The organism is Ensifer sp. GW823-FHT05D09 (assembly GCF_058795755.1).
Map to the genome: position 1 here is coordinate 523,804 of NZ_JBXAIA010000003.1, position 26,300 is coordinate 550,103.

Annotated in this window: 24 protein-coding genes; 10 read left to right on the forward strand and 14 right to left on the reverse strand. The window is 61.7% G+C overall.

What is annotated here, in order from left to right; translation table 11 throughout:
• Window positions 1-179: 179 nt before the first annotated feature.
• A complete protein-coding gene (locus AC1Q80_RS12880; RefSeq protein WP_173421070.1) occupies window positions 180-728 on the forward strand; it encodes a tetratricopeptide repeat protein in 549 nt (182 codons plus the stop codon).
• 63 nt (window positions 729-791) lie between these two features.
• On the opposite strand, the gene AC1Q80_RS12885 is transcribed toward AC1Q80_RS12880, so the two are convergent.
• On the reverse strand, window positions 792-1,691 hold the full coding sequence (locus AC1Q80_RS12885) for a DUF3313 domain-containing protein (RefSeq protein WP_173420829.1): 900 nt from the start codon (window positions 1,689-1,691) through the stop codon (window positions 792-794).
• Between the two features lie 290 nt (window positions 1,692-1,981).
• Here AC1Q80_RS12885 and AC1Q80_RS12890 point away from each other — a divergent pair, with 290 nt between their 5' ends.
• The 5 genes from AC1Q80_RS12890 (at window position 1,982) to AC1Q80_RS12910 (ending at window position 4,872) form a co-directional block, all read left to right on the forward strand.
• Window positions 1,982-2,500: an RNA polymerase sigma factor gene (locus AC1Q80_RS12890; protein ID WP_173420830.1), complete on the forward strand. Its 519-nt coding sequence runs from the start codon at window positions 1,982-1,984 to the stop codon at window positions 2,498-2,500.
• 3 nt (window positions 2,501-2,503) lie between these two features.
• Window positions 2,504-3,331, forward strand: a complete 828-nt coding sequence (locus tag AC1Q80_RS12895; RefSeq protein WP_492360654.1) for an anti-sigma factor family protein — start codon at window positions 2,504-2,506, stop codon at window positions 3,329-3,331.
• Between the two features lie 450 nt (window positions 3,332-3,781).
• A complete protein-coding gene (locus AC1Q80_RS12900) occupies window positions 3,782-3,991 on the forward strand; it encodes a cold-shock protein (protein ID WP_025427963.1) in 210 nt (69 codons plus the stop codon).
• 238 nt (window positions 3,992-4,229) lie between these two features.
• Window positions 4,230-4,454, forward strand: a complete 225-nt coding sequence (locus AC1Q80_RS12905; RefSeq protein WP_173420832.1) for a hypothetical protein — start codon at window positions 4,230-4,232, stop codon at window positions 4,452-4,454.
• A 37-nt stretch (window positions 4,455-4,491) separates the two neighbouring features.
• Window positions 4,492-4,872: a DUF6481 family protein gene (locus AC1Q80_RS12910; RefSeq protein ID WP_173420833.1), complete on the forward strand. Its 381-nt coding sequence runs from the start codon at window positions 4,492-4,494 to the stop codon at window positions 4,870-4,872.
• Between the two features lie 110 nt (window positions 4,873-4,982).
• Here AC1Q80_RS12910 and leuA read toward each other — a convergent pair whose 3' ends face one another.
• Entirely contained in the window at window positions 4,983-6,692 is a 1,710-nt protein-coding gene (gene leuA / locus AC1Q80_RS12915) for a 2-isopropylmalate synthase (RefSeq protein WP_173420834.1), read from the reverse strand.
• Between the two features lie 456 nt (window positions 6,693-7,148).
• Window positions 7,149-7,727, reverse strand: a complete 579-nt coding sequence (locus AC1Q80_RS12920) for an ATP-dependent Clp protease proteolytic subunit (protein ID WP_173420835.1) — start codon at window positions 7,725-7,727, stop codon at window positions 7,149-7,151.
• 240 nt (window positions 7,728-7,967) lie between these two features.
• Between AC1Q80_RS12920 and AC1Q80_RS12925 the strand changes: the two genes are divergently transcribed.
• The gene (locus AC1Q80_RS12925; protein ID WP_209790974.1) at window positions 7,968-8,546 is read left to right on the forward strand and encodes a HupE/UreJ family protein; all 579 of its coding nucleotides are present in this window, start codon (window positions 7,968-7,970) and stop codon (window positions 8,544-8,546) included.
• 50 nt (window positions 8,547-8,596) lie between these two features.
• Here AC1Q80_RS12925 and queF read toward each other — a convergent pair whose 3' ends face one another.
• The 3 genes from queF to AC1Q80_RS12940 all read right to left on the reverse strand — a co-directional run bounded on the left by queF (window position 8,597) and on the right by AC1Q80_RS12940 (window position 11,680).
• The gene (gene queF / locus AC1Q80_RS12930) at window positions 8,597-9,061 is read right to left on the reverse strand and encodes a preQ(1) synthase (RefSeq protein WP_492360655.1); all 465 of its coding nucleotides are present in this window, start codon (window positions 9,059-9,061) and stop codon (window positions 8,597-8,599) included.
• A complete protein-coding gene (locus AC1Q80_RS12935) occupies window positions 9,058-9,975 on the reverse strand; it encodes a cation diffusion facilitator family transporter (RefSeq protein ID WP_173420837.1) in 918 nt (305 codons plus the stop codon). Before AC1Q80_RS12935 ends, queF begins: the two co-directional genes overlap by 4 nt.
• A gap of 154 nt (window positions 9,976-10,129) precedes the next feature.
• Window positions 10,130-11,680, reverse strand: coding sequence for an MFS transporter (locus AC1Q80_RS12940; protein ID WP_492360656.1), 1,551 nt, complete (start codon window positions 11,678-11,680; stop codon window positions 10,130-10,132).
• 181 nt (window positions 11,681-11,861) lie between these two features.
• Here AC1Q80_RS12940 and AC1Q80_RS12945 point away from each other — a divergent pair, with 181 nt between their 5' ends.
• On the forward strand, window positions 11,862-12,785 hold the full coding sequence (locus AC1Q80_RS12945) for a LysR family transcriptional regulator (protein ID WP_492360657.1): 924 nt from the start codon (window positions 11,862-11,864) through the stop codon (window positions 12,783-12,785).
• A gap of 79 nt (window positions 12,786-12,864) precedes the next feature.
• Here AC1Q80_RS12945 and AC1Q80_RS12950 read toward each other — a convergent pair whose 3' ends face one another.
• The 3 genes from AC1Q80_RS12950 to AC1Q80_RS12960 all read right to left on the reverse strand — a co-directional run bounded on the left by AC1Q80_RS12950 (window position 12,865) and on the right by AC1Q80_RS12960 (window position 17,436).
• Window positions 12,865-15,054, reverse strand: a complete 2,190-nt coding sequence (locus tag AC1Q80_RS12950; RefSeq protein ID WP_173420840.1) for an anthranilate synthase — start codon at window positions 15,052-15,054, stop codon at window positions 12,865-12,867.
• A 113-nt stretch (window positions 15,055-15,167) separates the two neighbouring features.
• Window positions 15,168-15,212, reverse strand: a complete 45-nt coding sequence (gene trpLE / locus AC1Q80_RS12955) for a trpE operon leader peptide TrpLE (protein WP_178385073.1) — start codon at window positions 15,210-15,212, stop codon at window positions 15,168-15,170.
• 118 nt (window positions 15,213-15,330) lie between these two features.
• The gene (locus tag AC1Q80_RS12960; protein WP_492360658.1) at window positions 15,331-17,436 is read right to left on the reverse strand and encodes a TonB-dependent receptor domain-containing protein; all 2,106 of its coding nucleotides are present in this window, start codon (window positions 17,434-17,436) and stop codon (window positions 15,331-15,333) included.
• A 294-nt stretch (window positions 17,437-17,730) separates the two neighbouring features.
• On the opposite strand from AC1Q80_RS12960, the gene AC1Q80_RS12965 reads away from it, so the two are divergent.
• Window positions 17,731-18,675 (forward strand): extensin-like domain-containing protein, encoded by a 945-nt coding sequence (locus tag AC1Q80_RS12965; RefSeq protein ID WP_492360659.1) that lies wholly within the window; start codon window positions 17,731-17,733, stop codon window positions 18,673-18,675.
• Here AC1Q80_RS12965 and AC1Q80_RS12970 read toward each other — a convergent pair.
• On the reverse strand, window positions 18,672-19,124 hold the full coding sequence (locus AC1Q80_RS12970) for a thioesterase domain-containing protein (RefSeq protein ID WP_173420843.1): 453 nt from the start codon (window positions 19,122-19,124) through the stop codon (window positions 18,672-18,674). The two genes, AC1Q80_RS12965 and AC1Q80_RS12970, sit on opposite strands and share 4 nt — an antisense overlap.
• 228 nt (window positions 19,125-19,352) lie before the next feature.
• Between AC1Q80_RS12970 and AC1Q80_RS12975 the strand changes: the two genes are divergently transcribed.
• Window positions 19,353-19,859, forward strand: a complete 507-nt coding sequence (locus AC1Q80_RS12975) for a DUF1993 domain-containing protein (protein WP_173420844.1) — start codon at window positions 19,353-19,355, stop codon at window positions 19,857-19,859.
• 197 nt (window positions 19,860-20,056) lie between these two features.
• Here the strand turns inward: AC1Q80_RS12975 and AC1Q80_RS12980 are convergent, their stop codons facing one another.
• The 4 genes from AC1Q80_RS12980 to AC1Q80_RS12995 all read right to left on the reverse strand — a co-directional run bounded on the left by AC1Q80_RS12980 (window position 20,057) and on the right by AC1Q80_RS12995 (window position 26,298).
• The gene (locus AC1Q80_RS12980) at window positions 20,057-21,736 is read right to left on the reverse strand and encodes a formate--tetrahydrofolate ligase (RefSeq protein ID WP_173420845.1); all 1,680 of its coding nucleotides are present in this window, start codon (window positions 21,734-21,736) and stop codon (window positions 20,057-20,059) included.
• 109 nt (window positions 21,737-21,845) lie between these two features.
• Window positions 21,846-23,069: a DUF2333 family protein gene (locus tag AC1Q80_RS12985; protein WP_173420846.1), complete on the reverse strand. Its 1,224-nt coding sequence runs from the start codon at window positions 23,067-23,069 to the stop codon at window positions 21,846-21,848.
• A 3-nt stretch (window positions 23,070-23,072) separates the two neighbouring features.
• Window positions 23,073-24,362 (reverse strand): DUF6638 family protein, encoded by a 1,290-nt coding sequence (locus AC1Q80_RS12990; RefSeq protein WP_209790983.1) that lies wholly within the window; start codon window positions 24,360-24,362, stop codon window positions 23,073-23,075.
• 19 nt (window positions 24,363-24,381) lie between these two features.
• Window positions 24,382-26,298, reverse strand: a complete 1,917-nt coding sequence (locus AC1Q80_RS12995; protein ID WP_492360660.1) for an AAA family ATPase — start codon at window positions 26,296-26,298, stop codon at window positions 24,382-24,384.
• Window positions 26,299-26,300: the final 2 nt, after the last annotated feature.

Consider the following 26,300-nt stretch of genomic DNA (forward strand, 5'->3'; position numbering starts at 1 on the left):
CGGGACGATCATGGGAGAGGCCGGCCCGAAATTTGCCGGAATCCCATCCCCGAGAGGAATAAATACGCCTGTTTGGGCGTCACACTCCCGTTCGGGTTCCCACAACCGGCAGAGCGATCTATTCTCTGTGCCGGAGATGGCGTGCTCGGCGCCATTGTATCAGTTGGGAGATAGGCATGATGTACCGCAAGACCATTCTATGCACCCTGTTTGCCGCCGGCGCGGCCATCTTCTCAGCGCAGACGGCCATGGCCGCCGGCGAGGATAGCAGCGAGCCGCCGAAGAAAACCAAGACGAGCAGCGAATGCACCCAAGGCAAGGTCTGGGATGCCAGGAAAAATGCCTGCGTTAACGCCAAGAAGAGCGATCTGAGCGACGACATCCTTTTCCAGGCCGCCCGCGAGCTCGCCTATGCCGGCCAGTATGAGAATTCCATCAAGGTTCTCGGCGCCGTCAGGGATCAGAAGAGCGCCCGGGTACTGAACTATCTCGGTTACGCCAATCGCAAGGCGGGCCGGATGGAACTCGGCATGCAATACTACAAGCGCGCGCTCCAGGCCGACGAAAACTATATCCTCGCCCGCTCTTACATGGGCCAGGCGTTGATCGAGCAGGGCCAGATCGAGGATGCCCGCGTGCAACTGGTCGAGATCCGCGACCGGGGTGGCGAAGACACCTGGGCCTATCGCTCGCTGTTGCAGTCGCTCGGCGGCGTCAGGCATTATTGACGCAGTCCCACTGCCTTCCCGCAACCGGGAAGGCAGTTCCGCACCCTGGCTGAAAGCGCCTCCTCAGCTACGCTTCTTTTCGGTCCATTCCGGCGGCAAGCCCAGCCCGCCGCCGACGATGCCTGTCACCCCGGAACCACGCCCGAAAACCGCGCAATCGGGATCGGTCGGCTTGCCGGTGACCGCATAGGACAGGCTGTTCGAGACGGCCTTCATCGACGGCAATTCGAAATCAGACTTCATCGGGTCGTTCGATTTTGCCAGCAACGCGCTGAAATCCTCGGAGAAGTCGCCGGCCAGTTCGAAGGCGTCGGCCGCTGTCGATGCGCGCGAGCCGTTGGTCAGGATATTGGCGCCCCGTGCCCATGTCAGCCCGGCGATCTGCTTGCCCCGTGTATCGAAGGCCTCCGCCTCCACGGCGAGACTGCCAAGACCGATCGGAATACGCGGGACCGGCACCGGAGCCACCGCCGAGGTGACGGTCGACACGCCGGCGACAACGGCATTGGTCGCCTTGACCTTGCTGACAACCGAGCGCACCGCCATATCCGCAGGCTTCGAGACCGGCACGACGTCGAAATGGGCACTGAGCGCCTCGCACAGCGACCGGTCGATGCCCGTCGCCACCAGTTTCTTCTGGGGATCGCCGAGCGTGCCGACGTCGGCATTGGAGGCAAAGGTCGTCGGGATCAGGTGCACGGTCTTCACCGTCTTGGTCGCGGCGGAATCGACCCGGTACTTCGTCTTGGTCACCATACCATCGCTGGCGACGAAATCCTTGTAGGACGACAGCGAGCCGGTCTCGCTGAGCGACGCACTCTGGCAGGCAGCGAGGCCCGCAAGCGATACGCTTAAGCCCGCAACGCGAAGGAACGGCGACGCCGATCGCAACCGCTCACCCAGCACGCGCCCAGAGGATCGCCAGCCGCTACGGCCTGCACGATCGCATTCTTGTTTGTTCATTGACACTTCCCCCGACAACGACTTGCAGTTGCACGGATGAGTACCGGTCAGATTCGGGCTGAACTTTGACGCACTGCCGGCGCAAGCTCGCAGTTTACGGTAACGACTGCCTCGCGAGACGGGGTGCGGGTGAGCGAAGGTTTTTGGGATTACGGCGCAAGAAAGAACAGATTTCGCTTTCCGATCCGGGACTTCCCTTGCAGACTGGCGCTCAAATGTTTCATATCATTGGCCGTGGATACGATCTGGCGAATAAAGACACGATCCCGCACGTTTCATTTGGAAGAGCAATGCGCCCAGCGGCAGAAACGAAGGACTTCAGACGCGACTTGGTCAGCCTGCTGCCCAAATTGCGCCGTTTCGCAATGACATTGACGCGCAATGCCCATGATGCCGATGACCTTGTCCAGGAAGCTTGCGAAAGAGCGATTACGCGCAGTCACCTCTGGAACGGAGAAGGCCGACTCGAAAGCTGGATCTACGCCATGACGCGCAATCTCTGGGTCGACGAGATCCGCAAGCGAAAAGTCCGCACCGGCAGTGGCACGGTTGACGCGTCCGACCAGGACGAACTCAGCGTCGAGGCCTCCGCCGAAAAGGCCGTCTACGCCAACCAATTGCAGAAAATGATCCTCTCCATGCCCGAAGGCCTGGCAAGCACGTTCCTCCTGGTCAATGTCGAAGGCCACAGCTACCGCGAGACTGCCGATATCCTCGGCATCCCCATCGGCACGGTCATGAGCAGGCTATCGACAGCGCGCCTCAGGCTCGCCGCGATGATTTCCGAAAACACCGAAAGGAGGGCATGACCGTTGCAGCAGACGAAAGGTCACGCGCTCGAGATTCGGTTGTGCGCCTATATCGACGGCGAACTCGGCGAGGCAGAGAAGACTGAGCTGGAGGCGCTCCTCGCCCGCGACGAGGACGCAAAGGCTCTGTTCGAAAAGCTGAAGGCCGGTAGCGCCTTCGGCAACACGGCTTTCGAGGATTTCCTGCACGATCCGGTGCCACTGGCGCTGGTGCGTCAGATCAAGCAGGGATCCGGCATCAATCCCAAGGCGGAACGGGTGACGATCGCTGCCGCCAATGTCAGCCGCGTGCGCGTCTGGCCGCGCGTGATGGCCGCTTCCGTGGCGCTGGTTCTGCTCGGTGGCACCGCCGGTTATATCGTCGGGACGACAACCGGCCTCGGCGAGCCGACGAAGCTTGCTTCAGCACGTAGCTGGCTCGACGACATCGCCGACTACCACCGCATCTATTCACGCCAGAAGGAACGCCTCGTCGAGGTTCCTGCCTCCGAAGCTCCTGCTATCGAGACCTGGCTCGCCTCCAGCGTCGGCGTGCCGTTCACCATCCCCAACCTCACCGGCAAGGGCCTGAACTTCGAGGGCGCACGCCTGCTCGTCGCAAACGGCAAACCCGTCGCCCAGCTCATCTATCGCAATGCCGATGGCGACGTGTTTGCAATCTGTTTCCTCAAGGACAGCGACAGCCCGCAATCCGACAAGTTCTCCGAAAGCATCCGCGACGATCTCGGCATGGTTTCCTGGCAGCGCGGCGGCGCATCCTTCGTCGTTGTCGGTCCGTCCGCAAATCCCGGCCTGCACGATCTGGCCGAAGCGGTCTCGACGACAATCTGACCCTGCACCTTCACACCGCCCCGCCGCTCTGTCGCCTTCGTGTTGGCGTGCCATTTGTCAGGCTGGATCGCGTCGCCGTGAAAGCCGGCTCGCTCGCCGGTCCGGCAGAAAGCAAGAATGCCCGAACCCCAGGCAGTTATTTATTCACACAACCAAATAGTTAAAGCCGCTTTTGATGCGGAAAATACATCTGCCGCCGTGGGCAAATATTGACTCCGAATTGCGGTGTCGTCTCGCCCGGAAAATTGGCAAAATTCAGCAAATAAAAACCAAAGGTTGACATTGCAATACTTTATCTCTATCTCTAGAAAATCGATATTTGCTTGCTGAGCTTTGGTTACCGCGCATTTAGCAACCGCGCCCTGAACGAACCTTCCTTTCAAAAATCGCTATCATCATCCGCAGCGCTTCCGCGCCGCGGTCATTCAATACGCTATGAAAGGGTTCATCATGACCACTGGCACAGTTAAATGGTTTAATTCCACCAAGGGCTTCGGCTTCATTCAGCCTGACAACGGCGGCCCGGACGCCTTCGTCCACATCTCTGCCGTCGAGCGCGCTGGCATGCGCGAAATCGTCGAAGGCCAGAAGATCGCCTACGACATGGAGCGCGACAACAAGTCGGGCAAGATGTCTGCCTGCAACCTTCAGGCAGCTTAAATCGGTATCGGCTCTCCCTTGACCACGGATGTACTGGCACTGTCGAGAGCATGATACCCATCAAGGTCAGGCATTATGCCTGGCCTTTTTTTGTTAGCACGTGTTGCCTGCATGATCCCGCCGATCGAAATCGCGCCGGAGATGAAACCATGTGGGAACCAAAGGGATAGCGCAGTTGTCGAATACCTCCATGGAGGTGCGCCACTGCAGGCGAACCCCTTTTAAGTCGGGAAACCCCATGACAGACACACACAACAAATCGCGCCAGCGGGCCGAGATCGCCTTTGCCAAGGAGCAATCGCAGTTCTTTGCCCGTGACAGCGCGGTCGAAGAGCTTGACTCAATCGTCCAGGCTCGCGAGGAGAAGACCTTGCGCCTTCGGGAAGCCCGCCTGGCAAAAGAGTTGCAGGATCGCCTGGCGGCCGCCGCCGCCCCCGTTTCGAAACGTGTCAGAAAGGCCTGACTTTCAGTCAGGGTGACACCTCAACTGGAATAGAGACTTGAGAAACATCAGAAACAGTGAACTCACCGACCGTCGTAGCGCCGCCAACGATGCGAAGGCTGCGCTTCTCCAAGCCTATCGCGCTGCAAAGGAAGCAGCCGAACCGACCCAGCTCGCCCGCCAGGCCGAACGCCAGGCGGTCGCTGCCGCCCGCGAGGAACGGCGCATCAATCGCGAGCGGGTAAAGACCGAGGAGCGCGAGCGCGCGCAGGCAGAGGCCGCCGAGCGCGAGGCAGCAATCGCCGCTGCAGCAACGGCCGAGGCCGAAGCACGCGAAGCAGCTGACAAGAACCGCATTTCACGCGTCATCGAAGACGAAGCTGCGCGCAAGGCCGAACGCGATCGGCGCTACGCCAACCGCAAGGCACGGCAGGGCTGACCGCCTCCAGGCCGACATCATCGGCCCGGTCAGAACACCCGCATGGCAGTGCATTGCATTCCGATTGAACACACCGCGCGTCGACCTCGACGCGCGGTGTGTTTTAATGCTCAGCTGAGCTTCATCTCCAGCACGCGGTTGGCGGCCGAAACGATCGCTTCCAGCGAAGCGGCGACGATGTTGGTGTTGATACCGGCGCCGAACAGCTTTCCGCCCGGATGCTCCATCTCGACATAGGCGATGGCGGCGGCGTTCGAGCCGTGCTGCAGCGAATGTTCCGAATAGTCGGCGACCGAGAGGTCGACACCGAGGTAGATCGACAGCGCGTTGATGAAACCATCGATCGGACCGGTGCCCTTGCCCTCGATGCGCTTCGTCTCGCCATTGTCGGTGATCTCGGCTGCAACCACGCGCACGCCCTTGTGCTCGCCGACCGGATAGGTGTGGTGATCGACGAATTTTATCCGCGCGCCGGGCTGGTCGACGTAACGCTCGATAAAGCGCTCATGGATCCGCTTGGAGGGTAGCTCCTTGCCTTCCTCGTCGGTGATGCGCTGGATATCTTCACGGAACTCGACCTGCAGGTTGCGCGGCAGGTTGATGCCGTAGTCTTCCTGCAGGATATAGGCGATGCCGCCCTTGCCCGACTGCGAGTTGATGCGGATGATCGCCTCGTAGGAGCGACCGACGTCACGCGGATCGATCGGCAGGTAGGGCACTTCCCACTGCGGCTTGTTGGCGGTCTTGATCGCCTTCATGCCCTTGTTGATCGCATCCTGGTGCGAACCGGAAAACGCGGTATAGACCAGCTCGCCGACGTAAGGGTGGCGCTCCGGGATCACCATCTGGTTGGAATATTCGTAGACTTCCTTGATCCGCTCGATGTCGGAGCAATCCAGGTTCGGGTCCACGCCCTGGGTAAACATGTTCAATGCCAGTGTCACGACGTCGACATTGCCCGTGCGCTCGCCATTGCCGAACAGCGTGCCTTCGACACGGTCGGCGCCGGCCATCAGGCCGAGCTCGGTCGCCGCGATACCCGTGCCACGGTCGTTGTGCGGGTGCAGCGAAATGATCAGGCTCTCGCGATTGTCGAGGTTGCGGCACATCCATTCGATCTGGTCGGCATAGATGTTCGGCGTCGCCATCTCGACGGTCGACGGCAGGTTGAGGATCAGCTTGTTGTCAGGCGTCGGCTTGACGATCTCGGTGACGGCGTTGCAGATCTCCAGCGCCACCTCGAGCTCGGTGCCGGTGAAGCTCTCCGGCGAATATTCGAAACGATAGCCGCCGCCGGCCTTGGCCGCCATGTCGGTGATCATCTTGGCGGCGTCGGTCGCGATCTGCTTGATCCCGGCCACGTCCTTGGCAAACACCACGCGGCGCTGCAGCTCACTGGTGGAATTGTAGAAATGCACGATCGGCTTGTGGGCACCCTGCAGTGCTTCGAAGGTCCGGGTGATCAGCTCCGGCCGGCACTGCACCAGCACCTGCAGCGACACGTCCTTGGCGACGTTGCCCTCTTCGATGCACCAGCGGGCAAAGTCGAAGTCCGTCTGCGAGGCAGAGGGGAAGCCGATTTCGATTTCCTTGAAGCCCATGTCGAGCAGCAGCTGGAACATGCGCGCCTTGCGGTCATGGCCCATCGGGTCGACGAGCGACTGGTTGCCGTCACGCAGGTCGACCGAGCACCAGATCGGCGCCTTGGTAATCGTCTTCGAAGGCCAGGTACGGTCCGTCAGCGCGACCTGCGGGTAAGGCTGATACTTGACCGCCGCTTCCGGCATGCCGTTCTTGATGGAATGGGATTTCTGGATCATTGCAGCTTCTCTTCATCACTGAGCGCTCTGGCCGCTTTGCCATAACCGATCGAGGATCGGATTGCGATGGCAAATGCCGCGGCGGGCGCGCCTTTGTCCTAAAACTCTATGGGATTCGAGGAGCATCTGCCGGCGTGGCTTTTCGGCCGCCGGGCGCTCCTCAGCGAACCCGGCAACCGCGAGTAAGGCCGAGAAGAAGAAGCGAGGCGAAGGCGCGCAGCGGCGCACGATTGTCATCGTGTGCGGCAGAGATCGTAGCGATCCGATATGCGCTGGCCTTGGTCATGCCAAAGCCTATACACGGCTTGCCGGAACGGAGCAAGGCGTCGCCTTCAGGAAACATTGGGTGGCTCCACGGGCTCTTCAATCCGTTGACCCGCAAAACAAAAAGGGCACCGGCGCGACCGCCGATGCCCTTTTTTCAGATCAAACCGCCGCTTCCGGCGAGTATCGGCCTCAGATATCCGAAACCGAGGTGATGATGCGCGAAACGAGACCGTAGCTCTTGGCCTCTTCAGCCGACAGCCAGTAGTCGCGCTCGGTGTCCTTGGCGATCTTCTCGACCGACTGTCCAGTCGCCTCGGAGAAGATCTTGTTGAGGCGCTCGTTCATCTTGATGATTTCGCGCGCCTGGATTTCGATATCGGACGCCATGCCGCGGGTGCCACCAGACGGTTGGTGAAGCAGGAAGCGGGTGTTCGGCAGGCAAAGGCGACGCTCCTTGGGAACGCCGACATAGATCAGCGCGCCGGCGGAAGCGACCCAGCCGGTTCCGATTGTCCAGACCTTCGGCTTCACGAACTTGATCATGTCGTGAATGCTGTCGCCGGATTCGACGTGGCCGCCCGGCGAGCTGACGAAGAGGCGGATATCGTCATCGCTGGCCGATGCAAGCGCCACCAGCTGCGAGCACACCTTCTGCGCCAGTTCCTGGGTGATCGTGCCGTAGATGAAAATCGAGCGCGACTTGAAAAGGTTCGCCTCCGTTTCCTTGCCCAAGGGCAGTTCGGTGTTCTTGTCTTCCTCGTCGCTCATCGATGATTCTCCGGCGTCCAATGAATTTCTTTGTCAAAGTCAGATAATGCGACTCGACCGCGAAGACAATGCAACAAACCGAAGGGGCGACAAAGCGGCAATCAGGACTGTGTCTATGGTAAACACCGCCACCGCCAAATGCCGTATGGACAGCCCGACAAGCGGCAATAAGATCAGCGCGTCAACGAACAGCAAGAACGGGGCTTTCCTCCCAGGCCCTGTCGATCCATGGGGACGAGCATGAACAAACGCATCCTGATTGCGGCCGCAGCACTGATGGCATCCGCAGCACCCGCCTTCGCACACCTCAACCCGCAAGAGCACGGCTCGTTTGCCGCCGGCTTCTCGCATCCGCTCTTCGGCCTCGACCATATTCTGGTCATGGTCGCCGTCGGGCTCTGGGCCGCCCAGATCGGCGGCCGGGCGCTGTGGGCGGTGCCGACAGCCTTCGTCGCCATGATGGCGGTCGGTTTCGCGCTGGCAACCGCCGGCATCGACCTTCCGTTCGTCGAGCCCGCGATCCTCGCATCGGTTGTCGCGCTGGGCCTGCTGGTGGCCATGGCCGTGCGCCTCGATGCGGCCGCGTCGGCTGCTGTCGTCGGCCTGTTTGCGCTCTTCCACGGCCATGCCCATGGCGGCGAACTCGGCAGCGCCGGCGCCCTCCCCTTCGCCGTCGGCTTCATGATCGCTACCGCCGCCCTGCACACAGCCGGCATAGGCCTTGGCGTGACGCTGGGCCGCCTCTCCGGCGGCGGCACGCTGGCGCGCGTGCTCGGCGGGATCACGGCTCTGGCCGGAACGGCCCTGATCTTCGGCTGACGATCGCGACGAGAGGCAAAATGAAAATGGCGGGCCAGGCCCGCCATTTCTTATCCCCGTCCGCGATAGGTCGGCACGCCCTGATCGGGCAGCCACAGCCCTTCGGGCGGCTTGCCGGTCTGCCAGAACACGTCGATCGGGATGCCGCCGCGCGGATACCAGTATGCGCCAATGCGCAGCCAGCGCGGCGACAACAGCGTCACCAGCCGGTTGGCGATGTCGATGGTGCAATCCTCGTGAAAGGCGCCGTGGTTGCGGAAGGAATGCAGGAAAAGCTTCAGCGACTTTGATTCCACCAGCCATTCATCGGGCACGTAGTCGATGACGATATGGGCGAAATCCGGTTGTCCGGTCATCGGGCAAAGCGAGGTGAATTCCGGCGCGGTGAACCGCACCAGGAAGTCCGCGCTCCGATTGCCGCTCGGCACACGCTCGAGCACCGCTTCGTCAGGGCTTTGCGGCAGATCGACCTTCGCGCCCAGTTGCGACAGGCCGGATACGTCAGTCTGGCTCATTTCCGAACTCCACTTACCTTTACGCGCACACCGTGCGCCGTTTCGCCTTCCGGCTCCACATGAATGGCGATCTTGGCGCCGGGATGAACCGTGCGGATCGCGTCTTCGATGCGGTCGCAGATATCATGCGCCTCTCCAACCGCCATCTTTTCCGGCACGACCATGTGGAAATCCACAAAGATCACCGCACCCGCCTGGCGAGTCTTCAAGTCGTGCACGCCAAGCGAACCCTTGGCATTGGCGGCAATCGCCTGCTTGATCGCCTCCTCTTCATCATCCGGCACGGCTCTGTCCATCAGCCCGTCGATCGAGCGTGAGATGACAATCCAGCCTTGGAACAGAATGTTGCAGGCAACGATGACGGCGAGCAGCGGATCGAGGATCGCGTAGCCGGTGGCAATGGCAAGAACAAGGCCGATCAACACGCCGATCGAGGTGACGACATCCGACAGGATATGATGCCCGTCGGCGCTGAGCGCAGGCGAGCGATATTGCCTGCCGGCGCGGATCAGCACATAGGCCCAGACGGCATTGATGACACCGGCGACAAAGTTGATCGCGAGCCCGAGGGCGGGCGCATCGAGAAGAACCGGCGCCATCATCGCCGGAACCGCTTCCCAGACGATCAGCAGCGCGGCAACGACGATCAGCACGCCCTCTATAACGGCGGAAATGTATTCCGCCTTGTGATGGCCGAAAGGATGCCCGGCATCCGCCGGCTTGGCGGCATATCCGATCATGGCATAGGCGATGACAGCCGCAATCACATTGACGGTCGATTCAAGACCGTCGGACAGAAGCGCGACGGAACCTGTCACCCACCACGCCAACATCTTCAGGCCCATGACGCCCAAAGCAAGCGGAATGCCCCAGAAGGCAAGTCGGAGCACGGTTCTGTTATCGGATACGGACATTTTCATCATTCCTCATGCAGATGCAAACGAGTTGCAAACGCAAGCCCATTGAAACGCAAAACCGCCCGCGCGAATTTCGCGCAGGCGGTCAATGGCAGACATATGTGCCATCAGTGGCGGCTTGTCAAAGGTTTGATCGGACCATCCGCACCTTCTAAGGGTCCATGGCTGTGCTCGGCAACAGATCAGGGTCTTCGGCTGCAGTTTCCACCACGTCTGCGCCCTTGCCGAGATAGAGGAAGACGATCACCGCTGTGGCCGCGGTAATGGCCGTCAACAGCCAGAGCAGCGCGCCGAACGCATCGCCATAGGCCTGAAGCAGGACACCCGGCTCGATCGACGGCACAACGCTGCCGGCCGCAGCCAGGTTGCCGGTGACGAGCCTCTGGGCGATATCGGCAGCGTGCATGCCCGCAACCGAACCCAGGCTCATCTGCGCAAAGGCAGAGAGAAGCGCCGTCACCACCGCAAGCGCGACGCCTTCGCCGGCAACGCGGGTGGTGCTGAAGATGCCTGTCGCCATGCCCGCGCGCTCCTTCGGCACCACGCTGACGGCAAGGCCATCCATCAAGCCCCAGGGCAGGCTGATGCCGATGCCGATGGTGAGCAAGGGTGCGACAAGCAGCGCCGGTTCGGTCCTCACTGGAAACTGGCCGAGCCAGGCAAGACCGGCCGCCGACACCAGCAATCCGGCCCCGCAGATGGCCGCCGGCGCGAACCAGCGTGTCAACAGGCCCGCGGCGATCGGCAGGACGAGAAGCGGCGCCGACAACGCAATCATCATCCACCCGCCTTCGATTTCACTCATGCCTTCGATGCCGATGAAACGCACCGGCAGCAGAATGAGCAGCACGACGAAAGCATAGGCAGGTGCCGCTGCCAGCAATTGTACGCCGACAAAACGAGGATATCTGAACAGCGAAAGGTCCAGCATCGGCCGCGCTACGGAGCGCTCGATCCGGTAGAAGATGAAGAAGAAGGCGGCAGCAGCTGCCAGCATTGCCAGGACAAACGGATCGCTCCAGCCGGCCTCAGGCATCTGCAGGATGCCGAAAGTCAGGAATGCCAGCGCGAGTGTGAATGTCACCGCCCCCTTCCAATCGAGCCCTCTGGCATTCGGATCGCGTGTTTCCTTCAAGAAGATGGCCCCGAGCACAAGGGCGAAGCCAGCAAGCGCAACGACGAGCAGAAAGATTGCCGGCCAACCGAATGCCTCGACCACGAGACCGGAAGCAATCGGGCCGAAGGCGAGGCCCACGCCGAAGCTCGCACCGACGATACTGAACGCCCGCAGCCGCTCGCCCTCTTCAAATTCCTGCGCCAGCGATGCCATGCCGCCGGAAAAGGCGGCTGCGGCGCCGAGACCCTGCAGCGCTCTGAGACTATCAAACCAGACGATGTCTCCGGCAAAGGCCAGGCCGAACGAGAACAGCCCGAAGGCTGCAAGCCCGCCAAGAAACATGCGCTTGCGGCCGTAGGTGTCGGCAAGCGCGCCGGCGGCCATCAAGGTGCTGCCGAAGGTCAGCATGAAGGCGTTGGTGACCCAGTTGAGCGCCAGCGGGCTTCCGCCTAGGCTCCGGCTGATCGCGGGCAGCGCCACGGCCGGTCCGGTGAAGGTCAGCGGCATCGCCGCCGCGGCACAGCAAACGGCGACAAGCACGAACAAACGTCCCGCCCCGCCCTCACATCCAATCTCTTCTCTCATATCTGTCAGTCCGCTGTGTTCGAGCAAAGGAAGGACCTCGCGGCGCACGCAAAGTGGCCGGCCATATGGTCCGTGTCAGTGACTATCGATTGACTTGAGCAGGATAAATTGGACACAGTATTCGGAAAATACCGCCTTTCCTCCTCGTATGGCGGAACAAAACGCTCGAATAGGAAAAGCCATGGATCGCCTGAGCGGACTGACGGCCTTTGTGCGAACCGCCGATCTCGGAAGTTTCGTTGCTGCAGGACGCGTGCTTGGGCTTTCCGCTTCGGCCGTAGGCAAGGCGGTGACGGGCCTCGAAAAACAATTGGGCGTCCGTCTTTTTCAACGCTCGACGCGCAGCCTGCGACTGACCGAGGAAGGCCGGCTGTTTCATGAGCGCTGCCGCCGCGTGCTTGACGATCTCGACGATGCCGAGGCATCGCTCGCACAGGCTGTCGCTGCCCCGCGCGGCCGCCTGCGCGTCAGCGTTCCGATCGTCAGCTATCATCTGCTGTTGCCGGTGCTACCTGCGTTTGTCGAGCGCTACCCCGAGGTCGAACTCGACCTCGACTTCAATGATCGCATCGTCGACCTGATCGACGAGGAGGTCGATGTCGCCATTCGCAGCGGCGACCTGCCCGACTCCCGGCTGATGTCGCGGGCCCTCAGGCCATTCCGGCTGCTGCTTTGCGCCGCGCCTTCCTACCTCGCCGACCGCGGCACTCCTGAATGCCCGCGGGATCTCGACGGTCACCGGGCGATCCGGTTCCGCTTTCCCAACAGTCGCAAGCTGCAGGACTGGCCTATCGTCTTGCCGGCACAGGCCCTCCTGCCACCGATGCAGACGGTGCTGACATGCAACAACATGGAAGCCCTGCGGGGCGCCGTGGTCAGCGGCCTTGGCATCGGCTGCATGCCGGATTTTCTGGCGCGCGGGCCGCTTGCCGACGGCACGCTCAAAACCGTGCTCGATGCCCATCTCGATGCGCCCGGCCAGTTCCATCTTCTCTGGCCATCGAACCGGCATCTGTCACCGAAAGTCCGCGTCTTCGTCGATTTCCTCAGCGAACGGCTGTTTGCCGATCGCTGTGAAACTCCCGGTGCGCCGAGCGCTCTTTGAGAAAGTGGGCAAGTTCGACAACGCAAAGCGCCGCCCCCCGGTCAAGGAGGCGGCGCTTGATTGTGTGACGATGGTTTCCTTAGGCGGCTTTGACCTTTGCCCGCTTGGCGAGGTGCGCCACCACGTTTTCGATCATGCGCATGCCGGCATCGCCGCCGAGCGTCATGATCGATTCCGGGTGGAACTGCACCGCCGCAACCGGCTCCTTGGTATGCTCGATGCCCATGATCGTGCCGTCTTCGCTTTCAGCAGTGATCATGAAATCACGCGGCAGGCTCGACGGATCGGCAAAGATCGAGTGGTAGCGACCGACGGTCACCTCCTTGCCGAGGCCGGAGAAGACGATACCGGGCTCGAGCACGCGGATGCGTGAGGGCTTGCCGTGCATTGGGATCGCCAGTTGCCGGAGGTCGCCGCCATAGGCTTCGGCAAGCGCCTGCAGGCCGAGGCAGACGCCGAAGATCGGCAGGTCGCGGGCGCGCGCCTTCTTGATCGTCGCCTTGCAATCGAAGTCTTTCGGATTGCCGGGACCGGGCGAAAGCACGACGAGATCCGGCTTCACCCGGTCGAAGATCTCTTCGGCAACCGGCGTGCGCACGGTCGTGACCGTGGCACCCGTCTGGCGGAAATAGTTCGCCAACGTGTGCACGAAGCTGTCCTCGTGGTCGACGAGCAGGATGTTGACACCAGCACCGACGGCCGCGACATCGCGGCCAGCCTTGCCGGCGTTGGCGGATTTCGCGTCACGGATGGCTGCGATCATGGCAGAGGCCTTCAGTTCGGTTTCGGCTTCTTCTTCTTCCGGGTTTGAATCGTAGAGCAGCGTTGCTCCCGCCCTCACCTCGGCAATGCCGTCCTTGATGCGGATGGTGCGCAGCGTCAGGCCAGTGTTCATGTCGCCGTTGAAGCCGACCATGCCGATCGCGCCACCATACCATGCGCGCGGGCTCTTCTCGTGGCTCTCGATGAAGCGCATCGCCCACAGCTTCGGTGCGCCGGTGACCGTTACGGCCCAGGCATGGCTGAGGAAACCGTCGAAGGCGTCCATGTCGTCGCGCAGGCGGCCCTCGATGTGGTCGACCGTGTGGATCAGACGCGAATACATCTCGATCTGGCGGCGGCCGATGACCTTGACCGAACCGGGCACGCACACACGGCTCTTGTCGTTGCGGTCGACGTCCGAGCACATGGTCAGCTCGGATTCGTCCTTCTTGGAGTTCAGGAGCTTCAGGATCTGCTCGCTGTCGGCGATCGGGTCGTCGCCGCGCTTGATCGTGCCCGAGATCGGGCAGGTCTCGATGCGGCGGCCGGACACGCGCACGAACATCTCCGGCGAGGCGCCGACCAGATATTCCTGGTTTCCGAGATTGATGAAGAAAGAATAGGGCGACGGGTTGATCGCCTTCAGACGGTTGGAAATCTCCGACGGCTTGCTGTCGCAGCGCTCGAAGAACTTCTGGCCGGGCACGACCTCGAAGAGGTCACCGCGACGAAAGCTCTCCTTCGCCTTGACGACGAGTTCGGCATATTCGCCAGGGCGATGGTCGCCATGCGGCGGAATGCTGTCGACGGTCTGGAAGGGTTCGCTGGCGATCTCTTCCGTCTTGCCCTCGGTCGAAGCGCCGTCCTTGGCAAAATCGTAGCGGTCGATCCAGGCCTTGGCGGCATAGTGGTCGACGACCAGGATTTCGTCCGGCAGGAACAGCACCATGTCACGCTGGTCGTCAGGACGCTTCAGCTTCAGGTCGATCGCGTCGAACTGGAAGGCAAGGTCGTAACCGAAGGCGCCATAGAGCCCGAGGTTTGCATCCTCTGCCGAATGGAAGAGGTTGGTGACGGCGCGCAGTACGGTAAAGACCGTCGGCATCTTCGAGCGTTCTTCCTCGGTGAAGACACGGTCGGGCACGTTGATCGTCAGGTCGAGACGGGTTGCCGTCGAAGAGACGAGCGTGATGTCGGCAACGGTTTTCAGATGTTCTGCGATGATCGACAGCAGCACTTCGCCACGGCCGTTATAGGCTTCGATCCAGAGCGCGCGACCGAAGGAGGAGATGCCGAGCGGCGGATCGACGACGGCGGTGTCCCAGCGGGTGTAGCGGCCGGGGTATTCGTAGTTGGACGAAAACACCGCGCCGCGGCGCTCATCCAGCCTGTCTACATAGCTGGAGATCGCATCCGCATAGGAGGCCTCGCGCCGCCTGCGGGTGACGACGATGCCGCCCCTGGTGGTATAGCTTTCCGCGCCGTCTTCGAGAATTGCCGTTGCCATTCGTCTCGCTCCGTAAAAGCCCGGTTTTCCCATGCGGCCAGAATACAAAAAAGCCGCCTCGAAATCTCCGGGCGGCTTGGTGTCTCAATCACGCATGACTGGTCAAGGCCGCCTCAGCGAGCCCACCACCAGATCGAAATGTTGCGTGCATTTGTCATGGCGAAAGTGTTAGCGCGGGTTGCGCCCTTGCGCAAGCGGGAAAAAGCGGCACCGTAGAGGCAAAAGAAAAGGCGGCCACAAGGACCGCCTTTTCGACTGGAGTTCGTCTGGTATCGCTTAGAACTTGGCCTTGGCAGTGACCAGGAAGGTGCGGCCGCGACCGGTGTCGATCGTGCTGCCGGCAATGGTGCTCGACGATGGGGTATAGGTCTTGTCGAACAGGTTCGTCACCGTTCCCGTCACCTCGAAGCCATTCTCGAACTTGTAGTTCGCGAACATATCGACCAGGCCGTAACCCGGAACGGTCGGCGGTGTGCGGTTGATCGCGCCGACGTCGGCGCTCGATACGGCGTAGAAGCGCGTTCCGACAGTCAGGCGTTGATCTTCGAGGAAGCGGGCGCCGAGCGTCGCGCTGACAATGTTGTCCGGCAGATAGCTCTGCACGCCGAACCCGTTGACCTGCGACGGCAGCTTGCTGTCGGTGTAGGTATAGGCAAGGTCGCCGAACACGAAGCCTGCATCATAGGCCGCCTGCAGTTCGAAGCCCTGAACCGTCGAGGTGCCCGGGTTGTTGGCGAAGAAGATCTGACGGCCGCCATTGAGCAGGACTGCAGTGATGTAGTTGTCGATCCTGTTGTGGAAGTAGTTGGCCTTCACCCGCAGGCTGTCGCTGGAATCGAGCAAGCCGTCGAAGGAGAAATTGGCGCCGACTTCCCACCCCTTGGAGGTTTCAGGCTCCAGGAACGGATTGGGGAAGAAGGACTGGCCGCTCGGACCCGGATGCGTGCCGCCGGCAAAGGTTTCGTTGACGGTCGGCGAGCGCGAGGTCTCGGCGTAGGTCACGTAGGGCTGGAACCAGTCGGTCGGGTTGAGAGCAAGCGTGATGCTCGGGTTGAGGCGGCCGTCGGACTTGTCAACCGTGTAGGGGCCAGCCGGAAGACCGATCGGGTTGCCGGCAACGACAGCGCCCGAACCGTCGAGGCTGTAGTGGTCCCACCGCAGGCCGGCCGTCAGGTCGACGATGCCGTAGGTGAAGGTCGTATTGCTGAAGACGCCCGTCGTGGCATTGGTGCCGCTGCCGTTGACGCCAGCGCCCGGCCGCGCCGTGCTGTTGATGACGTCGTAGTCGTCGCGGAAATACTCGACGCCGTAATTGGCCCGGACCGCCACTTCGCCGAGATCGAACAGCGAGGTGTTGGAGACGTCGAAGCCCTTGCCGGTATCGGTGATGCGGCGACCTGCGGCAGTACCGGCACCGTTCACATCGGCGTCGTACTTCATCTTCAGCCGGTTCCAGTAGGCATTGGCGCGGAAGTCGATGAGCTCGTTGTCCGGCGTGTAGGAATAGCTTGCCGCCAGCGTCTGGTTGTTCACGTTCTGGAAGTAGGAGTTGGCGAAGAAGTCGTTGTCATAGGTGATGCCGCTGAACTTGAAGGTATGATCCTTGTCCGGCGTCACTTCGAACTTCAGCATGCCCGACAGCAGGTCCTCCTCGGTGTAGGGAACCTTAACGCCGTTGCCATTGTCGTAGTTGCCCGGATCGGCCTTGCTGATGCCGCCCAATACCGAGAATACGTCGTTGAAGCGATAGGCGCCGATCAGCGATTCCGACCAGCCGGCACCGTTGGTGCCGTAGGTGGCCGAGGCGATGCCGCCATAGTTCTTGCCGTCCTGGATCAGATCTTCGACGTCATAGGTCCTGAAGTTGACCGAACCGGCCAGCGCACCACCGCCGACACCGTTGACCGCGCCACGGGTCACGTCGATCTCAGACAGGAACGCCGGATCGAAATAGGCAAAGCCCTGCGCTTCATGGCCGGTGAAGCGGAAATTCTGGCGCACGCCGTCGATCATCATGTTGACGCGGCCGGAACCTTCGAAGCCACGGATGTTGACGGCCACGCCCGGGTTCTGCGGGTTGTTCGCCGTCGATGTGCCAGGAACGCCGCGCAAGAGGTCGTCGGTTTCAAGCCCGGACTGAAGGTCGATCTGGTCGGTCGTCACCACGCTGACCGGGCCGGCCTTCGCATAGGGGTCACTGGTGCGTGCGCCCTTGGCGACGATCGGCGACAGGAAGGTTTCACCCTTCTTGGCAGCTTCAGCCTTCTGCTCGTTTGCCTTCTGTTCTGTTGTCGCGGTCTGCGCGAAGGCAGCCGTTGCAGCGGAAAGAGCAAGTGTAGTCGTGCAAGCCAGAAGTGCCAGGCGACGGTGCCGGTTAAGCATGGACCAATCCTTTGAAATCATGGGCCGGGCTTGCTGTTGAGCGGCGAACTCAAGGGGCTGGCTGGGCGTGGGGTCGAAAGCGTTGCGACATTGCGTCGCCTCATTTATGCCGCATAAAAAACATGACTATTGTTGTCAACATAGAAACGCTTCCCCCACAATTTATGGGATCGTCCCAATTCGGGGCGTTGCCGAACTGCAACGCTCTTTGGGCAAGGCCGATGAAACCAGATCGCCTCCCATGCGTTCCTCCCCCTCTTGGGCTACCGCTCCGGACCCCGTGAAAGGATACGCATGCGTTGCCATATCCCTCTGATTTTCCTGTCGACATTGCTCCTCACTGGCGCGAGCCTTCCTAAATCCGGACCTCTTCCTTCCGAAAAACCGCCGACCGAAGCGCAGGCCGACGCGCCCATTCCGGCGCCTGGAAAAAAGCCCGGAACGCCGGCAAAGGATGGTGAGGCAAACAAGAACCAACCGGCGCCAGAAGAAGAGCAGGACAGCCAAACGCCGACACCTGAGCCGAAGCCGTCAGAAGGCACGGACACCGAGAAGGCTGACGACAAGGGAGGTGATGAAAAGAAGGGCGATACTGCCGGAGACGAAAAAGAGGAGGGCAAACCTGCGGACGACAAAGTGGAAGCACCACCGGTCACCTACCCGCCGGTCGAAAACGAAAATCCGGCCGACTATGCCAAATGCCTGTCGGAGCTGAAGGCACTGGGCGCGGTCTTCACCGAGGCCAAGCGGGTCGACGATGGCAAGGGCTGCGGCATCGACAAACCGCTCGATGTCACCAGCGTGCTGCCCGACGTCACGCTGGCGCCGAAAGGGCTGATGCGCTGCGAGGCGGCACTGGCGCTGGCGCGCTGGACCAAGGAAGCGGTGCAGCCGGCGTCTGACGTGGCCTTTGCCAAGGGCACGACGGTCAAGACGCTGAACCAGGCCTCCACCTATATCTGCCGCCTGCGCAACAATGCCAAGACCGGCAAGATTTCGGAGCATGCGCACGGCAACGCCGTCGACATCGCGTCCTTCACCTTAAGCGACGGCAAGATCATCGAGATCCAGCCGCGCGACGAGGACGGCACCATGACCGGCGCCTTTCAGCGGGCGATCACCGCATCGGCCTGCCTCTATTTCAAGACCGTGCTCGATCCCGGCAGCGACGCAGCGCACGAAACGCACCTGCATCTCGACGTGATCGACCGCAGGAACGAATACCGCTACTGCCGCTAACTCTTTCCGTGTCCGAGGGCGACGAACTCGCCCTCGAAACGCCCCGCAAGCTCGTCACCATCGAGCAATTCAGCAGCAACGACGATGCGTGCCTTGCCCCGACGATGAAACATGCGCAGGAAATCCGGCCATTGCCCGATGTCTGCAAGGGTCGCGCAAGCCGCAAATGGACCGGCCACCGGCTTCAGATACTCCATGCGGTTGCTCTGGATCACCAGGCGTGCCGGAACGCCGGCGCGGGTCAGCCGCACATGCAGCAGCGACCATGCGGACAGGATCGACAGCGCCGAGGCACTACCGCCGAACACCGTTTCGCGATGATTGATGTTCGGGGCCAGCGGTGCCGAGAGCCGCACGTGCTCGTCCGTTACCTCGTCGACATGAACCTGCATCGCCGCGGACAGCGGAATATGGGCGTGAAGATAGGCTTCGAGGTTGAGCGGGGTCATGGGCGGCTTTTCCATTCGGCTGAGGACGTCTTGGATGGCAGGTCACCTGAAGAGATGAGCACGGCGACGCCGCCCTCCACAATAGTCTGAACGTTTGGCGCCCTCTCATGAACATTCCGCAGCACACCCAGGCCAACAAAGGCAACGCCGGCGCCTTGTCGGATCCGGTTTCCTTTCCCAGATAGCAGTCCAGGCAAATCGCAATCCCCCAACACCCGAGGAACCACCATGGCACTCACAATGTACCGGCTCTCCGTTCCCACTTTCGTCCATGGCTTCGCTGTCCTCGGCAAATTGCTCGACAAGGCCGAGGCCCATGCCGGCGAAACGGGCCTTTCGCTCGACGATCTCGTCAACGCCCGGCTCACCGCCGACATGCTGCCGTTCTCCGGCCAGGTCCAGCGCGCCAGCGACACGTCGAAGGGCACCATCGCCCGGCTGACCGATCTCCAAGTGCCGAGCTTTCCTGACGAGGAGAAGACGTTTGCGGATCTGCGCGAGCGCATCGGCAAGTCGGTGGCGTTCCTCGAAACGGTCCGGCCGGCCGACCTCGACGGCAGCGAGACCCGCGAGGTCACACTCAACTTCACCAAGCTGAAGATGACGCTCTCCGGCGAGGACTATCTGCTGAAGTTCGTTCTGCCGAACTTCTATTTCCATCTGACCACGGCCTACGACATCCTGCGCCACAAGGGTGTTCCGGTCGGCAAGGCAGACTTCATCAGCCTCAGCTGAGGCTGTGCATGAAATGGAAGGTGCGGAGCTGTAACGTCAGTCGACAACGCCTCAAATCGATTTCGTTTTGAGGCGTTGTCGATCCTTGCGATCGGCTAAAGCATTTCCAGGAAAAGTGCGGAGCGGTTTTCCGTCAGGAATTGCGTAAAAACAGAGACATAGAGCGTTTCTGTGTTTCCGTCTAAATCGGAAACGCTCTAGAACAGCCCTTCGATGTAGCCCTGTTGGTTGAGATAAATCTTCTCCGACGACGGCACCTTCGGCAGGCCGGGCATGGTCATGATCTCGCCGGTGATGACGACGACGAAACCCGCTCCTGCAGCAAGCCGGACTTCGCGGATAGGAACCGCGTGTCCGGTCGGCGCGCCGCGCAGGTTGGGGTCGGTCGAGAACGAATATTGCGTCTTGGCCATGCAGATCGGCAGGTGGCCATAACCCTGGTCCTCCCAGGTGCGCAATTGGTCACGCACCGACTTGTCGGCGATCACTTCGCTGGCATGGTAGATGTCCTTGGCGATCGTCTCGATCTTGTGGAACAGCGACATCTCGTCGGGATAGAGCGGCGAAAACTGCGAGTGGCCGCCCTCGGCAAGCTCGGCCACCTTGCGTGCCAGTTCCTCGATGCCGGCTGAGCCTTCGGCCCAGTGGCGGCAGAGCACGGCCTCGGCACCGAGCGTTGCGACATAATCCTTGATTGCCTGCACCTCGGCCTCGGTGTCGGAGGTGAAATGATTGATCGCCACGATCGCCGGCACGCCGAATTTTTTCACGTTCTGCACGTGGCGGCCAAGATTGGCGCAACCCTTGCGCAGCGCCTCCAGGTTTTCCTTGCCGAGATCGTCCTTCTTGACCCCACCATTCATCTTGATCGCGCGCACAGTGGCGACGATGACAGCGGCATCGGGCTTGAGCCCCGCCTTGCGGCACTTGATGTCGAAGAATTTTTCCGCCCCGAGATCGGCGCCGAAACCGGCTTCGGTCACCACGTAATCCGCAAGCTTGAGCGCCGTCGTGGTCGCGATCACCGAGTTGCAGCCATGGGCGATGTTGGCGAACGGGCCGCCATGCACGAAGGCCGGGTTGTTCTCCAGCGTCTGCACCAGGTTCGGCTGCATCGCATCCTTCAAGAGCACCGTCATTGCGCCATCCGCCTTGATGTCGCGGGCAAAGACCGGGCTCTTGTCGCGCCGGTAACCAATGATGATATTCCCCAGGCGCTTTTCCAGATCCTTCAGATCCGTCGAGAGGCAGAGGATCGCCATGACCTCGGAGGCGACGGTGATGTCGAAGCCGGTCTCGCGCGGGTAGCCGTTGGCGACGCCGCCGAGCGAACCGACGATGCTGCGCAGCGCCCGGTCGTTCATGTCCATCACCCGTCGCCAAGTGATGCGCCTGATGTCGATGTTCTGCTCATTGCCCCAGTAGATGTGGTTGTCGAGCAGCGCCGCAAGCAGGTTATGGGCGGAGGTGATGGCGTGGAAATCGCCGGTGAAATGAAGGTTCATGTCCTCCATCGGCACCACCTGGGCATAGCCGCCACCGGCCGCCCCGCCCTTGACACCAAAGCAGGGGCCGAGCGACGCCTCGCGGATACAGACGACCGCCCTCTTGCCGATGCGGTTGAGCCCGTCGCCGAGACCGACGGTCGTCGTCGTCTTGCCTTCGCCGGCGGGCGTCGGGTTGATTGCCGTCACCAGGATCAGGTGGCCGTTCTTGCGGTCCTTCTGGGCTGCAATGAAATCGGCGCTGATTTTCGCCTTGTCATGCCCGTAGGGCAGCAGATGCTCCGGCGGAATGCCGAGCTTTGCGCCGACCTCGAGGATCGGCTTCTTCTTCGCGGCACGCGCGATTTCGATATCGGACTTGACCTCCGCCATGGGTTTTCCCCTCCCCCCAAGCTGCATTTTTTCTTTTGCCGCACCCCTTCATGGGATGAAGCTTGTTTCCAGCGGCTCCGGTCGGAGCCGCCGCCTTCAGGCATAAAATTCAGCGTGCAAGAATGTCGCGCATTTCGACGATGTTGGAGCGCACCCGCAGGATATAGAAGCCCATGGTCGCCAGATGCGTCGGCATGATCCAGCCGGCCTCCTCGCCGTTGGAGATGATCAGCGGCTGGATGCGAAGCGCCGAGCGCAGCTGCTTGATCGTTTCCGTCCAGATCGGCGTCAGGCCGCGCTGGGCAACCACGTTCTCGAAGTCGGCACCGGCAGCCGAAAGGATGCCGTAATAGCCATAGAGCTGGCCGTAGGCGAACCAGAAGCGGTCGTCGGCGCGCGTGTCGAACCAGCCGCCATTGTGGTTTTCCGAGCGCTCGCGAATGATCGCCGAGGTGTTGCCGAGGTCGTTGGCGATGCGGTCGAGGAATTCGACCAGGTTATCGGCGCGGCCGTCGAAGACGGCGTCGCACTTGGCAAGCGAAGCGTTGAAGGCGCGCATGTCCTTCATGGCGGCGCGATAGAAGCTCGGTGTCGGCGTCTTCGGGCCGAACGGATTGAGACCGAAGTACCAAGTCTCCTCGTCGAACTGGATGTTGCCCCGCGCGCGCTGCAGGTCGTTGTTGATGCCGGAGGTGCCGCGAACGCGCCCGAGCGAATCGACGAGCTCCACCGAGGTGCGGCGGACCGCCTGGTTGATGCCGCGCTGGAACGATGCCTTGTTGTCGAGCCAGGGCGTATCGTCCCAGTCGAGGCCGAAGAAGCCGGTCTTGTAGAGCAGCATCGACGAGATCCAGGCATTCTCGTTGACGTTGAAATCGATGAGGTCGGCCGTGACATCGACGATCGCCGAGGTCTGGCACTGGGTTCCGGCCGGCAGCTGCACGGCGGCGAGCGCCTCGGGCGTCACTTCGGCCGGCGGCGTGGCGACTGCCGCCTGGTTGGCTGCAGCTGCGCCTGTCGTCGTCTGCCCTGTCGTCGCCCCCGGTCCGCTCACAGGCGAACCGGCCGGCACCTTGCGCTCGGCGAGCTTGTAACGGTCGATGTAGTCAGGGTTGAAGTTCGTCCAGGCCTGGGTCTGCCAGACGAAGTAGCCATAGAAGAAGATCAGGCCGAGCAGGATGATGCCGATCGGTCCCTTGATGATCCAGCTGCGCTGGCGATACCAGTTACCAAGTGCCACGAACGGCCACAGCAGCCACGCAACGGCCAGGCCGATGCCGCGGCCGATCGCGGTAAAGACACGCTGGAAAAACGCGACGATCGGATCAAACATGTCCTATTCCTCTCTGAGGCCGTAAAGCTTGCGGCGGAAGGCCGCCTTGTCTTTGAGATATGTCCCGGTCAGTGTCGCCACAACATATTCCCTGAACTTTTCGCTGTAACGCTCGTAGGCGTCATAAAACCCCTGCTTGTCGAAGACGAAGCGGGAGACGAAATCGCGAGGAACGAGCTGGGCGATCAGGCGATTGACCAGCCACTGATCGGGATGGCTGGGCGATGCCCTCACCAGCATGAAGCGGTTGGCCGGAGCGACATCCTGCATCCGGATGCCGCCGGTCGTTTGCACGGTGCGCAGCATTTCCTGCAGGAAAGGATAGGCGCCGTCCCGGGCAACGAGTGCGGCATTGCGGTGCATCCAGGTCTGCAGCCAGATCCGGTCGGCGCCGGCCAGATCCGCCGTCGGGTCGGCGTCGTTGATGAGCCCGCGCACCACCATGTCGGCCCGATGCTGGTAGAGCCCTGATTCCTCGACCCAGGACGCCTGCGGCAGTTGCAGCCGCTTGGTCGAGGCGAGGAAATCGTAAATGCGGGCGTGATCGTCGATGGCGATGTAGCTCACCTGCCAGGGCCGCGATCGGCGAAAGCCGGGAACCGATGGGTCGCAGATAACCGTCGTCGTCTTGTCGTCGAGGAAGACATAGACGCCGCCGAAATGGTTTGCCCAGAAGGCGTCGTGGCGGAAAACCAGTTGATCGGGCACCAGCGCATTCTGGCGGATGTCACCCGTCACCTTCGCCAGCTCGACCATGCGGTTAAGCATCTCGTCGTCCGTCCAGGCGGTGGGCACCTTCTTCAGGCGGTCGACCAGACCGCGCAGTTCTGCCGCCTTGCCCAGCATGTCCTCAGCTGAGAGCACCCGGAAGCGAACCTCATTGATCGACAAGAGGTCGTCGATATCGTCGACGATCGAAACCGAATCCTCGATCTCGCCGTAGAGCGCATCCTTGATCGTCACCGCGTTGATGGCGCGACTGTTGGCGTTGAAGAACTCGTGCATCAACGCCGCCGTGTTGGAAAAGCTCGTATGCACCACCGGCAGCTCCGCCTGATCCGGCGTCATGATGATAAAGCGGCGGTTCACCCGGTTCGGGTCGAGATAGTCGCGGTCACCGAGCTCGTCGGCAATCTCCGGCGAAAATCCGGTCATGTCGATGCTGAAGCGCTCCAAGGCTGTGGGACGCAGGCCAAAGCCCTGCAGCGCCTTGTTGTAGCGCGCAATCAGATGCGGCTCGGAAATATCGAGCAGCCGTCCATAGATGAGCTCGGCTTCGAGCAGACGTTTCATCGGTCAGTGCTCCCCGCCATCACCCCTGCCACCGGCCGTCGCGCTTCATCGCCTCGATCTCGCGGATCGCCTTTTCGCGCTGGCGCTCGCGGCGGATGATGTCGGTGACGGCGGCATCGTCGGACTTGTCGGTGTAGCGGAATTCGCTGTCGGCGTAGCGGTTGATTTCCTGCAGCACCATGTCGATGGAGATCGGGCCGCGCAGCGCCTCGATCATCGCTTTCTTCTCGTCATAGCCCTTGTGCATGAACGAGCCGGCGTCCTTGAACCATTCGTCGGGCAATTCGACATCCATCGCCCTGAGCTTGATCGCATCGGTAATGTTCTTGATCGCCCGGCCGGTGAAGCGCGGTTCCGCTTCCTTGATCATGTGCAGATAGGCGCCGACGTCGGCAAGCGTGGCGAGCGCCCCCTTCTCCTTCTGGTATCGCTCCCAGACGGAAACGAGGCCCTCTTCCTGCGGTCGCGAATGCGCCTCGTAGGATTGCGACACGGCGCGTTTGATCTCCTGTCCTTCGAACAGCGCGTGTTCGCCAAGCGGGATCTTGTGGTTCTTGCCGACCAGCAGCGCGAAGATGTCGATGTAGTCGTCTTCCGTCTGCGGCCCATCGACCAGCCAGCGGGCGCCGGCGCGCTGCCTCAGCGCATCGTCGACATTCTCAGGGTAGTTGGAGAACATGCCGAAGGTGCAGTTGCCGCGCACCACCGTCGAGGCGCCGGCAAAGCTCTCCATCAGCACCGCCGTCACCTCATGCTGGCCGGCCGATGCCCGGTCGTCGGAGCGTTTGGCCGCCACCTGGTCGACGTCGTCGATGGTGCCGAAGCCGATGGCGCGCGGGTTGATGACGTTGTTGACGAATTCCTTGCAGTTCTGGCCTGATTTGCCTTGATAGGACGAGATCTGGTCGACGCCGAAGTTTTCGTAGTGGAAGGCGTAGCCGGCAATCTCGCAATATTCGTTGAGCATGCCGGCGAGCATCTGGATCAGGATCGTCTTGCCGGTGCCGGGCATGCCGTCGCCGATGAAGGTGAAGAGGAAGCCGCCGAGTTCGACGAAGGGGTTCATCTGCCGGTCGAAGTCATAGGCCATCAGCATCTTGGCGAGCTTCAGCGCCTGATACTTGGCGATATGGTTGCCGATGATCTCTTCCGGCTTCTTGAACGTCATTACCAGCGGCTTGCGCTTCTGGCCGGGCGCGACGTCGAAACCGTTGAGCGTGAAATCGTCCTGGTCGAGACGGATATGCACGGTCTCGAAACTCTGTAACCCGGTGAAGCGGCCCTTGCGCGCAATCAGCCCTTCGATGGCGACGCGTGAAAAGGCGCGTGCACGCGCCGTCAGCGCCAGATCGTCGGCCGCCCCTGCAATGCTGCGGTCGAGTGCGGCGATCATCGCCTTCAAGGCGTCCTGCGGCGTGTCGAACAGGAAGTCCGGCTCGACCGCATCGTCGACCGGCTCGCCTTCTCCCGAGAGGGTCGCGCCGAGATAGGCGGCAAGGGTGAAGGCCGAGATATAGGCAGAGGCGTTCAGCAGCGCCTTGAACTGGTTGGCGTCCTCTCCGGCAAGCGGCGCGGTCAAGTTGCGGGCCTGCAACTGCTCGAGGCTCGTCTGGCGCGAGAAGACGTCGGCAACGGCGAGCGCCACCTGGATGCCGCGGCGGGTCCTGTAGAGCACGGCATGCTGCGCCGGCGACAGCATCGGGTCGCCCTGGCGCACCGCCTGGACAGTGCGCGCAAGCTCGACCTCACGGGTGCGGCGTTGGCCACCGGTCGATACCGTCGAGACGAACCGCCGTCCGGTCCCGGCGAGCGGCGCGCCGGCCGGGCCCTCGTCGCGCTCGAGGATCACCAGTTTGGTCACCAACCCTTGCGCGACTGCCTGGTGCCTGGCGATCTCGTCTTCGTGCAGCGTCGTCAGCCCGGCATTGAGTGTCATGT